The 13,874-nt window shown below is 71.1% G+C and carries 13 protein-coding genes; 8 read left to right on the top strand and 5 right to left on the bottom strand.

Features of this window, described 5'->3' with window-relative positions; all coding sequences use genetic code 11:
• Positions 1-26: 26 nt before the first annotated feature.
• Positions 27-971, top strand: a complete 945-nt coding sequence (locus tag G4D77_RS13505; RefSeq protein ID WP_154835975.1) for a siderophore ABC transporter substrate-binding protein — start codon at positions 27-29, stop codon at positions 969-971.
• On the opposite strand, the gene G4D77_RS13500 is transcribed toward G4D77_RS13505, so the two are convergent.
• Positions 947-1,948, bottom strand: coding sequence for an arsenic resistance protein (locus G4D77_RS13500; RefSeq protein WP_154835973.1), 1,002 nt, complete (start codon positions 1,946-1,948; stop codon positions 947-949). The two genes, G4D77_RS13505 and G4D77_RS13500, sit on opposite strands and share 25 nt — an antisense overlap.
• A gap of 116 nt (positions 1,949-2,064) precedes the next feature.
• Positions 2,065-3,747, bottom strand: a complete 1,683-nt coding sequence (locus tag G4D77_RS13495) for a sigma-54 interaction domain-containing protein (protein ID WP_070081019.1) — start codon at positions 3,745-3,747, stop codon at positions 2,065-2,067.
• 222 nt (positions 3,748-3,969) lie between these two features.
• On the opposite strand from G4D77_RS13495, the gene G4D77_RS13490 reads away from it, so the two are divergent.
• The 6 genes from G4D77_RS13490 to G4D77_RS13465 are packed head-to-tail and all read left to right on the top strand — an operon-like array spanning position 3,970 to position 10,714.
• Positions 3,970-5,517 carry an acyl-CoA carboxylase subunit beta gene (locus tag G4D77_RS13490; RefSeq protein ID WP_154835971.1) on the top strand — a complete coding sequence of 516 codons (1,548 nt, stop codon included), beginning with the start codon at positions 3,970-3,972 and terminating at the stop codon, positions 5,515-5,517.
• 30 nt (positions 5,518-5,547) lie between these two features.
• On the top strand, positions 5,548-6,567 hold the full coding sequence (locus G4D77_RS13485; protein ID WP_154835969.1) for a Bug family tripartite tricarboxylate transporter substrate binding protein: 1,020 nt from the start codon (positions 5,548-5,550) through the stop codon (positions 6,565-6,567).
• A gap of 10 nt (positions 6,568-6,577) precedes the next feature.
• A complete protein-coding gene (locus G4D77_RS13480; protein ID WP_154835967.1) occupies positions 6,578-8,686 on the top strand; it encodes an acetate--CoA ligase family protein in 2,109 nt (702 codons plus the stop codon).
• The gene (locus G4D77_RS13475) at positions 8,683-10,044 is read left to right on the top strand and encodes an acetyl-CoA carboxylase biotin carboxylase subunit (RefSeq protein ID WP_154835965.1); all 1,362 of its coding nucleotides are present in this window, start codon (positions 8,683-8,685) and stop codon (positions 10,042-10,044) included. Before G4D77_RS13480 ends, G4D77_RS13475 begins: the two co-directional genes overlap by 4 nt.
• 11 nt (positions 10,045-10,055) lie before the next feature.
• The gene (locus G4D77_RS13470) at positions 10,056-10,280 is read left to right on the top strand and encodes an acyl-CoA carboxylase biotin carboxyl carrier protein subunit (RefSeq protein WP_012203026.1); all 225 of its coding nucleotides are present in this window, start codon (positions 10,056-10,058) and stop codon (positions 10,278-10,280) included.
• The gene (locus G4D77_RS13465; protein WP_154835963.1) at positions 10,277-10,714 is read left to right on the top strand and encodes a PaaI family thioesterase; all 438 of its coding nucleotides are present in this window, start codon (positions 10,277-10,279) and stop codon (positions 10,712-10,714) included. Before G4D77_RS13470 ends, G4D77_RS13465 begins: the two co-directional genes overlap by 4 nt.
• A gap of 7 nt (positions 10,715-10,721) precedes the next feature.
• Here the strand turns inward: G4D77_RS13465 and G4D77_RS13460 are convergent, their stop codons facing one another.
• The 3 genes from G4D77_RS13460 to G4D77_RS13450 are packed head-to-tail and all read right to left on the bottom strand — an operon-like array spanning position 10,722 to position 13,266.
• Positions 10,722-11,150 (bottom strand): hypothetical protein, encoded by a 429-nt coding sequence (locus tag G4D77_RS13460; protein ID WP_043789224.1) that lies wholly within the window; start codon positions 11,148-11,150, stop codon positions 10,722-10,724.
• A 35-nt stretch (positions 11,151-11,185) separates the two neighbouring features.
• A complete protein-coding gene (locus tag G4D77_RS13455; RefSeq protein WP_154835961.1) occupies positions 11,186-12,580 on the bottom strand; it encodes a heavy metal sensor histidine kinase in 1,395 nt (464 codons plus the stop codon).
• Positions 12,577-13,266 carry a heavy metal response regulator transcription factor gene (locus G4D77_RS13450; protein ID WP_070081018.1) on the bottom strand — a complete coding sequence of 230 codons (690 nt, stop codon included), beginning with the start codon at positions 13,264-13,266 and terminating at the stop codon, positions 12,577-12,579. The genes G4D77_RS13455 and G4D77_RS13450 overlap by 4 nt, the downstream gene beginning before the upstream one ends.
• Positions 13,267-13,419: 153 nt before the next feature.
• Between G4D77_RS13450 and G4D77_RS13445 the strand changes: the two genes are divergently transcribed.
• On the top strand, positions 13,420-13,830 hold the full coding sequence (locus tag G4D77_RS13445; RefSeq protein WP_223275155.1) for a hypothetical protein: 411 nt from the start codon (positions 13,420-13,422) through the stop codon (positions 13,828-13,830).
• Positions 13,831-13,874 lie beyond the last annotated feature (44 nt).

Here is a 13,874-nt window from a genome sequence, read left to right as displayed (position 1 = left end):
TTCATTTTTTCCTGGGATTCTTTGCCATGACCTTCGATATCACGCGCCGCGCGGCGGCGCTGGCCCTGCCGGCCTTGTTCCTGGGGACTGCGGTGGCGGCCCCGCTGTCCGTGCGGCATGCCGGGGGAATGACCAGCCTGCCCGGCGCACCCCGGCGCGCGGTGGTTTATGACCTGGGGGCGCTGGATGCACTGCATGCGCTGGGCGTGCCCGCGTCGGCGGTCGCAGGCGTGCCCCGGGCGCAGCTGCCCCGGTACCTGGACAGCTTCGCGCAGCGGCCTGCGGCGGGCGGGCTGTTCGAGCCCGACTACGAGGCGCTGAGCCGGCTGGCGCCCGACCTGATCGTCGTGGGCGGGCGCTCGGCCGGCAAGGCCGAGGTGCTGGGACGCATCGCGCCCACGCTGGACCTGAGCGTCAGCGGCAAGCACATGCTGGCCGATATCGAACGCAACATCGCCACGCTGGCGCTGCTGTTCGGCCGCCAGGCGCAGGGCCGTGCGCTGGTGCAGCGCATCCAGGCCGAGCTGCAGGGACTGCGTGCCCAGGCCTCGCAGGCCGCGCCGGGCCTGCTGCTGATGGCCGTGAACGACAAGCTCCTGCCGCAGGCGCCGGGATCGCGCTTCGGCTTTCTGTTCGATGTGTTCGGTGCGCGCTCGGCGCTATCGGCTGCGCAACTGCCAGCCCGCGGCACCGCCTACGGCTTCGCTGATGTGGCGCGGCTGGACCCCGAGTGGATCTACGTCATCGACCGCAACACGGCCACGGGCCAGGCGGCAGGCGGCGGCGAGATCATGGCTTCGCGCAAGGTGTTCGACAACGCGCAGATCCACGCCACGGCGGCCGGCCGCAAGGGGCAGGTCGTCTTCCTCGATCCCAAGGGCTGGTACCTGATGGGCAGCGCCGGGCCGACGGCGCTGCTGGACAACATGGCGCAGCTGCGCCAGGCCTATGGCGCTGCGTCATCGCGTTGACCGCGGGCCAGGGCCGGCTCCCGGTCCCGGCCCCACAGCGCAATCACGCGCACATAGGCCAGCTCGGCCAGCAGCTCCACCAGCGTCTGCGTGACGATGACGGCCGGCAGCACGGGAATGGCGCCAGGCACGGCCAGGGCCAGCGGCAGCACGACCAGCGAATTGCGCGTGCCCGCGCTGAACGCGACCGCTCGGCCTGCGGGCGCTGGAAGCCGGAAGGCACGCGCCACCAGCCAGCCCAGCGCGGGCGCTGCCACCGCAAAGGCCGCGTAGACGGGCACCACGCTCCAGGCCGCGTGCGTGGCCGGGCCCAGTTGGGGCAGCACGGAGGCGATCACCACGAACAGCACCAGCGCGGTGGCCGGCACGGGCAGCAGGCCCAGCCATGCCGAGGCGCTGGCGCCGCGCCGGCTGCGGGCCGCCCACCACTGGGTGGCAGCGGCCAGGGCCAGCGGCACGGCGATCAGCCACACGAACGCATGCAGGAAAGGCCCCGCCTGCACGAGCCGCGCCGCATCGTCGCCCAGGAACAGGCCCAGGTAGCCGGGCAGGGCCAGCATCTGCGCGATCAGCAGGGCCGGCGTGGCCGCCAGCAGCAGGCGCGCATCGGCGCGTCCCAGGTGGGAGAAGGTGACCACGTAGTCGATGCAGGGCGCCAGCAGCACCAGCAGCGCGCCCAGGCGCAGCAGGGGGTCGGCGGGCAGGAACTGCAGCAGGGCCCAGACCAGCAGCGGCACCACGATGAAGTTGGCCGTCATCAGCGCCGCCAGGAAGCGCACCTGGCCGAAGGCGCGCCGCAGCTCGGCCAAGGGCACCTGCAAGAAGGTCACATAGAGCATCAGTGCCAGCGCGGGGTTGATGGCGCGCTCCAGCACGCCTGTGCCGGGCAGCGCCCAGGCGGCAACTGCGGCCAGGGCCACGGCGGCGAAGTAGATGGGGATCTGGCGCTGTTCGAGCGCGTCTCGGGTGTCTTGCATTCAGGAGGCCGATGGCGGCGGGTACGCGGATGTGGGGCGGATGTGGGGCGCCTAGTATGGCAACGGCACAGCCGGCCCGCTGCTTCATTCCCCTGCAGACCCTGGGCCCGCAGGGATCAGCCCTGGTTTGCCGCGCCCAGCACCTTGTACAGATAGGAGCGCGAGATGCCCAGCTCCTGCGCGGCCAGTTTCTTGTTGCCGCCGCAGCGTGCGATGGCGTCGAGGATGGCGTTGCGCTCCTGGTCCTTGAGCGGGGCCACGGCGCCGGTGGCGGGCAGGCCGGGCTCGGCAACGGGCGAAGGCCGTGCGCCGGCCAGCGGGTCCTCGTGGCGCGCGAAGTTGTCCACGCCCAGCAGCTGGCCGTCGCAGAACACCAGGGCCTCTTCCACGCGCTGTCGCAGCTGGCGCACATTGCCGGGCCAGGCCTGCCGGGCCAGGTAGGGCATGACGCCGGGCGCGATGCGGGGCAGCGCAATGCCGTTGCGCTCGCAGAACGACTGGGCAAAGCGCTGCACCAGGGCCGGGATGTCCTCCAGGCGCTGGCGCAGGGCCGGCACATGCAGCACCACGCCGCTGAGGCGGTAGAACAGGTCCAGCCGGAAGCGGCCGCTGTCGATGAGGCCGCGCAGGTCGCGGTGCGTGGCGGCCACGATGCGGAAGTTCACCTGCCGGCCGCTGTGCGCGCCTAGGCGCTGCACCTGGCGGTCCTCCAGCACGCGCAGCAGCTTGACCTGGATCTCCATGGGAATGTCGGCCACTTCGTCGAGGAAGAGGGTGCCGCCCTCGGCCTGCTCCAGCTTGCCGGGCTGGCCCTGCCTGCGCCCGCCCGTGAAGGCGCCGGCCTCGTAGCCGAACAGCTCGGACTCGATCAGCGTGGCCGGCAGCGCCGCGAGGTTGAGGCTGACCAGGGGCGCGTCGGCATCGCGCCCGCGCGCATGCAGGGCCTGGGCCACCAGCTCCTTGCCGCTGCCGCTCTCGCCCAGGATGAGCACGGGCACGTCCAGCCGCGCCACGGCGTCGATCTCGCGGGCCAGCCTTTGCATGGGGGCACTGGCGCCCACCATCTGCGCCGTGGGCGTGCCGCCGCGCAACTGGCTCAGTTCGCGCTTGTAGTGCTGCACCTCGTCATGCAGCTGGTTCAGCCGCTGCTGCATGCGGTTGAGTGCCTCCACGCCGCTGAAGCTGACCTGGCCCACGGCGCCCACCACGGCGCCGCCCTCGTAGACCGGCATGCGGTTGACGATGCGGCTCACGCCAGGCCCCAGCTGCTGCAGGTCGCCGATCTCGGCCCGGCCGCTGCGTGCCACATGGGGCAGGCGCGAGTTGGGGATCACGTCCTCCGCGCGCCGGCCTGCGGCCGTGCCTGGCGCCAGGCCGAAGAACTTCTCGTGCACGGGGCTGATGTAGCGCATCAGCCCTTCATGGTCGGCCACCGTGATCGCCTGGTACGGGTTGGTCAGGAACATGTTGAGGATGGCGAAGGCGAAGGGCACGCTGGCCACCATGTCGAACAGCGCCGCCGCCTCGTCGGCCGGGCGCAGCAGGGCGACCTCGCCCTCGGCATCGGCCAGCACCACGGCCACATGGCGGGCCACCGTGCCGCGCGGGCCCGGTGTTTCCACGTGCAGCAGCTGGCCATGGCCGATGGGGTTGTGCCCGTCGCCGTGCGCGCGGGCCAGGGCCTCGGTGACGGCTGCATGCAGCAGCGGCTCCTGCGCCAGGCCCAGCCGCGCCACGGGCTCGGGCGAGTCGCGCCGCCAGACGAGAACGCCGAATCGGTGGTCGGGGGAGCTGGGCATGGGCATGGCGGGCAGTGGCTGGGGTGAACGCACTCTAGCGGCGCGCAGGCCACGGGTCTGTCCCCGTGGTGTCTCCATTGAAGACAGTGCCCAACCCGTGTCTTCGAGGTTGTCCTTGATGTGGACATGTGTAGGTCGGCTGTGGAAAAAATCCTTTGAATTCAACGCGCTGCGTTCTGGCACGCCTTGTGCATCTTTACAGGAACAAGGAGACACGACGACATGAGCTGGCAACCCGAAGTGGACGAGATCGCATACCGCCGCGCACTGGCGGCCAAACTGGGCGGAGAGGACAAGGTGGCGCGGCACAAGGCTGCCGGCAAGCTCACGGTGCGCGAGCGCATCGAGGCCTGCACGGACGCGCAGTCCTTCGTGGAGGTGGGCTCGCTCACCGGCTCGGGCCAGTACGACAGCCTGGGCAGGCTGACGGACTTCACGCCCTCCAACCTCATCATGGGCCGGGCGCGCGTGGGCGGGCGGCCCGTGGTCGTGGTGGGCGACGATTTCACGGTGCGCGGCGGCGCCAACGACGGCGCCGTGGGCGACAAGCTGATCTTTGCCGAGAAGATGGCGCACGACCTGCGCCTGCCCATGGTGCGCCTGGTGGACGGCACGGGCGGCGGCGGCTCGGTGCGCAATATCGAGACCAAGGGCTACACCAGCGTGCCCACCATGAAGGTCTGGAGCCAGGTGGTGCAGAACCTGTCCACCGTGCCCGTGGTCTCGCTGGCCCTGGGCTCGGTGGCCGGCATGGGCGCGGCGCGCGTGGCCTCCAGCCACTACTCGGTGATGGTCAAGGAGACCGCCCAGCTGTTCAATGCCGGCCCGCCCGTGGTGGCGCGCATCGGCCAGAACGTGACCAAGAACGAGCTGGGCGGCAGCCAGGTGCACACGCGCAACGGCGTGGTCGATGACGAGGTGGCCACCGAGCAGGAGGCCTTCGAGCGCGTGCGCCGCTTCCTGTCCTACCTGCCATCGTCGGTGTACGAGCTGCCTGCGCGCACCGCGCCGCAGGACGATCCGCGGCGCCGCGACGAATGGCTGCTGTCGGCCATTCCGCGCGATGGCCGCAAGGTCTACAAGATCCGGCCCATCGTCGAATGCCTGGTCGATGAGGGCTCCTTCCTGGAGTCGGGCCGCCACTGGGGCCGGGCCATCGTCACCGGGCTGGCGCGCATCGACGGCTGGCCCGTGGCCGTGGTGGCCAGCGACCCGTACTTCTACGGCGGCGGCTGGGACGGCCCCTCGGCCGAGAAGTTCACGCGCTTCGTGGACATGGCCCAGACCTTCCACCTGCCCGTGGTCAACCTGGTGGACATCGCGGGCTTCCAGATCGGCGTGGAGGCCGAGAAGGCCGGCGTCATGCGCTACGGCGTGCGCTCCCTGGCCGCCGTCTACCAGGCCACCGTTCCCTGGTGCAGCATCCTCATCCGCCGCGCCTACGGCGTGGCGGCGGCCGGCCACCAGCACATGGGCCGCTTCAACTTCCGCTATGCCTGGCCCTCGGCCAACTGGGGCTCGCTGCCCATCGAGGGCGGGCTGGAGGTGGCCTACAAGGCCGAGATCGAAGGCGCCGACGACCCCGTGCAAAAGCGCGCCGAGATCGAGCAGCGCGTGCGCAGCCTGACCTCGCCCTTCCGCACGGCCGAGGCCTTCGGCATCGACGAGGTGATCGATCCGCGCGACACGCGCGCCCTGCTCAGCGAATTCGTGGAACTGGCCGCGCCGCTGCGCGAGGCCGGAGCGCCGCAGTTCGGCCTGCGGCCCTGAACGCATAAAAAACCCCAAGGAGACAAAGCAATGGCAACCAGACAACCGCGCGCGCCCTCGCGCCGCACCGCCCTGGCCCTGTGCCTGGCGCCGTGCCTGACCCTGTGCGCCGCGACGGCGGCCCAGGCCCAGGTCCCCCAGGAGGACAAATGGCCCACGCGCCCCGTGCGCATCGTGGTCGGCTTTCCTGCAGGCTCGTTCACCGACACCATTGCACGCGCGCTGTCCGAGCCGCTGAGCAAGTCGCTGGGCCAGCCCGTGGTGGTGGAGAACAAGCCGGGCGCCAACGGCGCCATCGGCGTGGGCGAGGTGGCGCGCGCCGCGCCCGACGGCTACACCCTGCTGGTCACCAACTCCAGCAGCATCACCATCAACCCCCAGATCTACAAGAAGATCACCTACCGCGCCAAGGACTTCGCGCCCATCACCATGGTGCTGGATGCGCCCTTCATCCTCACCGTCAACCCCGAGTGGGCGCAGAAGCACCAGATACGCTCGGCCAAGGATGTGATCGCCTTCGCCAAGGGCCATCCCGACAAGCTCAGCTACGGCTCTGCCGGCCCCGGCAACATCGCCCACCTGGCCTATGCGGCCTGGAGCAACCGCACGGGCGTGAAGACCACGCATGTGCCCTACAAGAGCGCATCGCAGGCCCAGATGGCCGTGCTCAGCGGCGAGCTGGACACGCAGTTCGACACCTGGAGCGCGCTGCCCCACATCGCCAGCGGCAAGCTCGTGGCGCTGGCCGTCACCGCGCCCCGGCGCATGCAGCAGCTGCCCGAGGTGCCCACCATGGCCGAGGCCGGCTATGCCGATTTCGACGTCACCTTCTGGGCCGGCCTGCTGGCGCCTGCGGGCACGCCGCCGGCCATCGTCAACCGGCTCTACGAGGCCTCCAGGGGCGTGCTGCAGGACGCACGCATCCGCGCCGTGCTCAGCAGCCAGGGCGAGCCCGTGATGATGCCGCCCGCGCCGTTCGGCCAGCGCATCGCCAAGGAAGTGGCCGACTGGGGGCAAGTGATCCAGCGCGAAGCACTTTCCCTGGATTGATGAGGTACGCATGTCACTGTTGCAAGCACTGAACCCCCGCTCCGTCGCCATCCTTGGCGCCTCCGACAACCCCATCAAGGCCGGTGGCCGGCCCATCGATTACCTGCGGCGCCACGGTTTCGCGGGCCGCATCCTGCCCGTCAATCCCAAGCGCGCCGAGGTCCAGGGCCTGGCTGCCTACCCCTCGCTGCGCGCGCTGCCCGAGGCGCCCGATGCCGTGGTCATCAGCCTGCCCGGCGAGGACGTGGCCGCCGCCATCGACGACTGCGTGGCCGTGGGCGCGCGCCTGGCCGTGATCTATTCGTCCGGCTTTGCGGAGCTGGGCGAGGACGGTCGCCTGCAGCAGGCCGACCTGGTGGCGCGGGCGCGCCGGGCGCCAGGCGGCGGGCTGCGCCTGTTCGGCCCCAACTGCCAGGGCGTGGCCAACTTCGCCGCGGGCGCCATCCTCAACTTCTCGACCATGATCAACGAGAACGCGCCGGCCGACGGCCCCGTGGCCATCGTCAGCCAGAGCGGTGCGGGCGCGGCCATTCTCTACGGCGGCCTGCGCCGCGCGGGCATCGGCGTGCGCTACATGCTGTCCACGGGCAACGAGGCCGATGTCTGTGCCGCCGAGGCCGTGCGCGCCGTGGTCGAGGACGAAGGCATCCGCCTGGTCGTGCTCTACATCGAGACGCTGCGGCAAAGCGCCTGGCTGGCCGAGGCCGCGCGCCTGGCGCATGCGCGCGGCGTCACCATCCTGGCCGTGAAGGCCGGCCGCACGCGCGCAGGCCAGGCCACGGCCAGCTCGCACACGGGCGCGCTGGCGGCCGAGGACGCGCTGGCCGATGCCTTCCTGCGCCAGCACGGCATACCGCGCCTGGCCGACTTCCGCGAGCTGATCGACTACGCGCCGCTGTTCCTGTCCCAGCCCGCGCCGCGCGGTCGCCGCGTGGTCAGCATCAGCAATTCGGGCGCCACCTGCGTGCTGTCGGCCGACGCGGCCGAGGAATACGGACTGGCCCTGGAGCCGTTCGATGCCGCCACGCTGGACGGCCTGTCCCAGGCCCTGCCGTCCTATGTCACGGCGCGCAATCCCATCGACATGACCACGGCCCTGCTGGGCAGGCCGCAGACCTTTGGCGACACGCTGCGGGCCTTGTCGGGCAGCGGTGCGGCGGACCTCGTTCACGTGGGCTTCCCGATCGGCGGCGAGGGCTATGACTTCGCCGACTTCGCGGGCCAGGCCAGCCGCTTTGCGCGCGATACCGGCGTGCCCATTGCGGTCAGCGTCAACCAGGACTGGGTGGCCCAGGCCTTCCAGGACCAGGGCGTGCCCACCTTCTGGAGCGAACGCGCCGCCATGCGCGGCCTGGCGCTGCTGGCCGAGCAGGCCGGTGGCAGGCAGGCACAGGTGCCGTCTGCCGAGGCATCGGTGCCGGTGGCGGCCTCCCGCACCCTCACGCTTGACGAGCCCTCCAGCCTGTCCGAACTCGCCCGCGCCGGCCTGCCGGTGATGCGCCATCTGGTCTGCAGGAGCGAGGACGAGGTGCGCGCCGCCATCGAGTCCCTGCCACGGCCCCTGGTGGCCAAGGGCGTGTCCGCCGATCTCTCGCACAAGTCCGAGCATGGCCTGGTGCGGCTCAACATCCACGAGGCGGAGCAGGCACTGCAGGCCTTTGGTGACTTCGCCGCCACGCTGGCCCGCCTGGGCGCGGCCGATGGCGGCCTGCTGCTGGGCGCCCAGCACAAGGCCGACTTCGAGCTGGCGCTGGGGGCCCATGTGGATGCCGAGTTCGGCGTGGTGGTCATGGTCGGCCAGGGCGGCGTGCTGGTGGAGGCGCTCAGGGACGTGCAGTTCCTTGTCGCCCCCTTCCGTGCGCGGCAGGCGCTGGATGCCCTTGCGCGCCTGTCCATCGCCCCGGCCTTTGCGGCCGTGCGCGGCATGCCGGCCGTGGAGCCGGACGCCGTGGCCGCCATGATGGTGCGGCTGGGCGACTGGATGCTGGCCCAGGGCGGGCGCGTGCAGTCGGTCGATGCCAATCCCGTGCTCGTGGCGCGCGGCGCGCAGGCGCCGGTCATCGTCGATGCGGTGGTGGCCGTGGCCGCCGCGCCAGCGGCGTCCTCGGAGGCGGCATGAGCGGCGCCCCGCACCCCATCCACCGCGTGCTGGTCGCCAACCGGGGCGCCGTGGCCGCACGCGTGATCCGCACGCTGCGGCGCATGGGCCTTGAATCCGTGGCCGTGTACTCCGAGGCCGATGCCAGCCTGCCCTATGTGCGCGCGGCCGACCAGTCCGTGTGCATTGGCCCTGCGCCCGCCGCGCAAAGCTATCTGGACCAGGCGCGGCTGCTGCAGGTGGCGCGCGAGACCGGCGCCGATGCCGTGCACCCGGGCTACGGCTTTCTCTCCGAGAACGCGGACTTCGCCGAGGCCGTGCAGCGCCAGGGCCTGTGCTTCATCGGCCCCTCGCCGCACTGGATACGCACGCTGGGCCACAAGACCCAGGCGCGGGCCTTCATGGCCGCCCAGGGCATGCCGCAGGCGGCCAGCTCGGCCGTGCTGCACAGCGTGCAGGAGGCGCAGGCGGAGGCGGCGCGCATCGGCTTTCCCGTGCTGGTCAAGCCCGCAGGCGGGGGCGGCGGCATCGGCATGCTGCCCGCGCACGATGCACCGCAGCTGGAGGCCGCCTGGTCCAAGGCCAGCGGCATGGCCGCCAAGTACTTCGGCACGGCCGAGCTGTACCTGGAAAAGCTGATCGAGGCGCCGCGCCACATCGAGTTCCAGGTGCTGGCCGACCGCCATGGCGAGGTGCGCGTGCTGTTCGAGCGCGACTGCTCGGTGCAGCGCCGCCACCAGAAGGTGGTGGAAGAGGCCCGCCCCGCAGGCATTCCCGCGCAGGCCCTGGCCGACATGCGGCAACTGCTGGCCGGCCTGCTGGCGCGCACGGGCTATGACGTGATCGGCACCGTGGAGATGCTCTACACGCCGCAGCACGGCTTTGTCTTCCTGGAGATGAACACGCGGCTGCAGGTCGAGCATGCGGTGACCGAGGAGATCACGGGCATCGACATCGTCGAGGCCCAGATCCGCCTGGCCGCCGGCGAGCGCATGCGGGAGGTGCTGCCCGCCGAGCCCGTGGCCAGCGGCCATGCCATCGAGGCGCGCATCTATGCCGAAGACCCCGTGCGCTTCCTGCCCTCGCCAGGGCGCCTGGACCGCTTCGAGATGCCCCAGGGGGAAGGCCTGCGCGTGGAGACCGGCTATGCCCAGGGCTGCAGCGTCACGCCCTTCTACGACCCCATGGTCGCCAAGCTCGTGGCCCATGGCAGCGACCGCGCCCAGGCCATCGCACGGCTGCGCCAGGCACTGGCGCAGACCCGCATCGAGGGCGTGAAGACCAACATCCCCTTCATCGAACGCATCCTGGGCCACGCCGATTTCCTGGACCTGCGCATCGACACCGGCATCGCCCAGCGCGTGCTGGCCCCCCTTTGAAAGCCCTACCCATGACCACCACCCCGAACATGATCACAAGCCCCATCGCCGGCCTCGTGGCCGCTGTGGAAGCCGCCGAAGGCGGCACCGTCGCCCTGGGCGACACCCTCATCATCGTGGAGTCCATGAAGATGGAGATTCCCGTGGAAAGCGAGGTGGCAGGCGTCGTGCGCCGCATGCTCGTGGCCGTGGGCGAGCCGGTGGCCGAAGGCCAGGCGATTGCGGAGATCGGATGAACGCCGTTGGAATCTCCACCACCCCGGACCTGGAGGCCGCCGCGCTGGCGCGCGGCTACTTCGGCATCGACGTGCCCTTCATGTCCCATATCGGCCTGGAGCCCGTGAGCCTGGCGCCCGGCCTGGCGCGCACGCGGCTGCCCATGCGCCCGCACCTGGCCAACAGCCGGGGGCATGGCCATGGCGGCGCGCTGATGAGCGCGCTGGACTTCACGCTGAGCGCGGCCGCGCGCTCGTCCAACCCGCTGGGGCTGGGCGTGGTGACCATCGAGATGAGCACGCATTTCCTCGCCTCGGCCACCACCGACCTGCTGATCGAGGCCCGCGTGCTGCGCGCAGGCGCGCGCACCGTGTTCTGCGAGGGCGATGTGCTGGACAGCGCGGGCCAGGCCGTGTGCACGGCGCGGGCCGTGTTCAAGCTGATCGCGCTGTAGCCTGGCTTCAGGCGCCGTCGCCTTCGGGCGCCGGCGGCAGCAGATGCTGGCCGATCTGCTGCCAGGCCTTGGCCGCGTCATGCTGGCCGCCGAACATGTGGCAGCTGGCGGCCGTCATGGCCAGGCGGCCGTTCTCGGGCTCCAGGTCGAACGCCAGCTCGCATTGCGCGGCGGCGTTGCGCCACATCACCACGGCGTCTGGCGAGTCTTCCTTTTGCAGCGCATGGGCTTCGGCCATCCAGGCCTGGGCCAGGCGAAACGCGGCTTCCGCCTGGTCCGGGTCGGCCTTATGGGCCAGATAGAAATGCTTGCCGGCCTGCTGCCACAGCGCCCGGGCCTGGGCGAAATCCTGGGTGGCGGCCCGCTGCGCCTGGGCCACCAGGGCATTGCCTTCGGCCAGCAGCGTTGCGTAGGATGAGGGGGCGTCTTGCGTCATGGGGCGCCATTGTGCCGCCGCTCCGGTGCCTGTGTTCAGGCCGGGGAATCGCGCGGCGGGCTCGGGCTGTCGGGCAGCTCCAGGCCGATGCGCGTGAAGCCGCCCTCGGACTCGGCAAAGCAGCGCCCGCCGTGCATGCGCGCGATGGCGGCCACGATGGCCAGGCCCAGGCCATGGTTGCGGTCGGCCTGGCTGCGCGCGGCGTCGGCGCGGTAGAAGCGGTCGAACAGGCGCGGCAGGTGGACGGGATCGATGGCCGGGCCCCGGTTGAGCACCGCCAGCGCCACATCGCCGGCGCCCCCGTGGTGGGTACAGGGCCGCGCGCCGATCTGCACGGTGATGGTGGAGCCGCGCTGTGCATAGCGTGTGGCATTGCCCAGCAGGTTGGACAGCGCCCGGCGCAGCAGCCGCGCATCGACCTCGGCGGCCGCGTCGCCCTGGACGACGACCTGCAGGTCGGCCTCCTGCAGCGCGGCCTCGTGGAAGTCGATGACCTCATGGGCCAGCGCGGCCAGGCTGGCCCAGGGCGCCAGGCGCGCGCCCTGGCCCCGGTCGGCCTGGGAGAGAAACAGCATGTCGGCCACGATGCCGGCCATGCGCCGCAGGTCCTCCAGGTTGGAGGCCAGCACCTCGCGCAGCTCGGCCTCGCTGCGAGGCTTGCGCAGGGCCAGCTCGCAGCTGCTGATCAGCGTGGTCAGCGGCGTGTTCAGTTCATGGGCCACGTCGGCGTTGAAGGCCTCCATCTGCCGGTAGGCCACGGCCAGCCGTTCCAGCAAGGCGTTGAATTGCGCGATCAGCGGCCGCAACTCCTGCGGCTGTCCGCTGTCGTCCAGGCGCCGCTGCAGGTCCTGGGCCGACAGCTTGCGCGTCTGCTCGGTCAGCTGTCGCAGCGGCGCCAGGCCCAGGCGCACCAGCCAGATGCCGGTCAGCGACACCAGCAGCGCGCCGCCCACGGCAGCCAGGGCCAGCGTCCAGGCCAGCAGGGACAGTTGCCGGTCGTCTTCGGCCCGGTCCAGCGTGAGCTGGGCACGGGCCTGCTGGCCGGAGTCGGCCAGCACGACCTCGAAGCTGCGCTGCAGCGTGCGGCCGGGATTCTTGGGTGTGCGCAGGCGTTCGTAGAGCACGCGGCCCTGCAGGTCGGTGATGCGCAGCGACATCTCGTCCAGACCCGTGAGAAAGTCGTCCAGCATGTGGGCCAGACCGGCCTCGTTGTGGGCGCTGCGGCTTTCGGTCATCAGGTGCAGCACGGCCTGCTGCTTGAGGTCCAGCGTCTCGTGCTGGTGCTGCTCCAGCGTCATCGATGCCACCCCGTAGACGGCCGCGCACACCAGGCCCAGGCCCAGCATGGTCTGCAGGGCCAGCCAGCGCGACAGGCGCCGGCCCAGATGGGGAATGTCGGCGGCGGGAGGTGCGGCAGGGGCGGCGCTCACGGTGCGCGCGACTCCAGCACATAGCCCATGCCGCGCACCGTGTGCAGCAGGGGCTGCGCGAAGGGCTGGTCCAGCTTCAGGCGCAGGCGGCGCACGGCCACCTCGACCACATTGGTCTCGCTGTCGAAATTCATGTCCCAGACCTGGGAGGCCAGCTCGGTGCGCGACAGCACCTCGCCCTGGCGGCGCAGCAGCAGGCTCAGCAGGTTGAATTCCTTGGCCGTCAGGTCCAGGCGCTGGCCGGCGCGCGTGGCGCGGCGGCGTATCAGGTCCAGCTCCAGGTCGGCCATGCGCAGCATGGTGGCCTCGGCCGCCGGATGCGCCGTGCCGACACTGCGGCGCAGCAGCACATGCATGCGCGCCACCAGTTCGGAGAACGCGAAGGGCTTGACCAGGTAGTCGTCGGCGCCGCCTTGCAGGCCGCGCACGCGGTCCTCCACCTGGCCGCGCGCCGTCAGCATCAGCACCGGTGTCTGGCGCGACTGGCGCAGCGCCGCCAGCACGGCCAGGCCGTCGATGCCGGGCAGCATGCCGTCGAGCACGATGAGGTCGTAGGCCAGCTCGGTGGCCAGGTGCAGTCCGTCGATGCCGTTGTGCGCGACATCGACCACGAACCCCTCCTCGGTCAGGCCCTTGCGGAGGTAGTCGGCCAGCTTGGTTTCGTCTTCGATGACCAGGACTTTCATGCCGAGCATTGTCGGGGCAGGCAAGGGTTTTCGGAGATGACAAATTTGTCATGTGCCCGACAGCGCCGGGTCGCTGCGCCGCCCTAGACTCGCCGGCATGGGGCAGTCGCGATTGGGGTCAAACGCCATGCCCGACAATCCCGCACTTCTGCCATGCCCTCTTCCATGACCCGGCCCCGTCTTGCCGCCCTTGCCATCCTCGTGATCGCGCTGCTGTTCCAGTGGACCTGGATGGCGGCCGCTGCGCTGTGCCGCCACGACGGGCATGAGACCCGGCACTTCGGCCACCATGTCCATGGCGTGAGCCTGCACGGCATGGGCGCCGAGCGCCATGCGGGCACGGGCACGGATGCCGAGTCCGGCCCGCCTGCGCAAAAGGCCGACCAGGGCCTGCAGTCCTCGCTCAGCGTGGACTGCTCCATGTGCCACGCCTGGGTGGCCGCTGCCACACAGCACTGGCAGGCGGCGCCGGTGGCCCCGCCGCCCGCGCAATTCGCCGAGCCGCTGCGCCGGCATGCCTCGGCCGTGCTGCTGCGTCCCGACCGGCCCCGCTGGCAGGGCTGACGCTCCTGCAGCCGCCGGCCAGGCATTCGGCGTTCATCGCCCTG

The sequence above is a fragment of the Delftia sp. WY8 genome (genome assembly GCF_018437695.1).
In the GTDB taxonomy this organism is placed as follows: domain Bacteria; phylum Pseudomonadota; class Gammaproteobacteria; order Burkholderiales; family Burkholderiaceae_C; genus Comamonas; species Comamonas tsuruhatensis.
This window is presented reverse-complemented; position numbering and strand designations above follow the sequence as displayed.

Excerpts from the sequence above, each read along its gene's own strand:
- G4D77_RS13505 (WP_154835975.1), top strand. The coding sequence starts at position 27 with ATGACCTTCGATATCACGCGCCGCGCGGCGGCGCTGGCCCTGCCGGCC.
- G4D77_RS13500 (WP_154835973.1), bottom strand. The coding sequence starts at position 1,948 with ATGCAAGACACCCGAGACGCGCTCGAACAGCGCCAGATCCCCATCTAC.
- G4D77_RS13495 (WP_070081019.1), bottom strand. The coding sequence starts at position 3,747 with ATGCCCAGCTCCCCCGACCACCGATTCGGCGTTCTCGTCTGGCGGCGC.
- G4D77_RS13490 (WP_154835971.1), top strand. The coding sequence starts at position 3,970 with ATGAGCTGGCAACCCGAAGTGGACGAGATCGCATACCGCCGCGCACTG.
- G4D77_RS13485 (WP_154835969.1), top strand. The coding sequence starts at position 5,548 with ATGGCAACCAGACAACCGCGCGCGCCCTCGCGCCGCACCGCCCTGGCC.
- G4D77_RS13480 (WP_154835967.1), top strand. The coding sequence starts at position 6,578 with ATGTCACTGTTGCAAGCACTGAACCCCCGCTCCGTCGCCATCCTTGGC.
- G4D77_RS13475 (WP_154835965.1), top strand. The coding sequence starts at position 8,683 with ATGAGCGGCGCCCCGCACCCCATCCACCGCGTGCTGGTCGCCAACCGG.
- G4D77_RS13470 (WP_012203026.1), top strand. The coding sequence starts at position 10,056 with ATGACCACCACCCCGAACATGATCACAAGCCCCATCGCCGGCCTCGTG.
- G4D77_RS13465 (WP_154835963.1), top strand. The coding sequence starts at position 10,277 with ATGAACGCCGTTGGAATCTCCACCACCCCGGACCTGGAGGCCGCCGCG.
- G4D77_RS13460 (WP_043789224.1), bottom strand. The coding sequence starts at position 11,150 with ATGACGCAAGACGCCCCCTCATCCTACGCAACGCTGCTGGCCGAAGGC.
- G4D77_RS13450 (WP_070081018.1), bottom strand. The coding sequence starts at position 13,266 with ATGAAAGTCCTGGTCATCGAAGACGAAACCAAGCTGGCCGACTACCTC.
- G4D77_RS13445 (WP_223275155.1), top strand. The coding sequence starts at position 13,420 with ATGCCCTCTTCCATGACCCGGCCCCGTCTTGCCGCCCTTGCCATCCTC.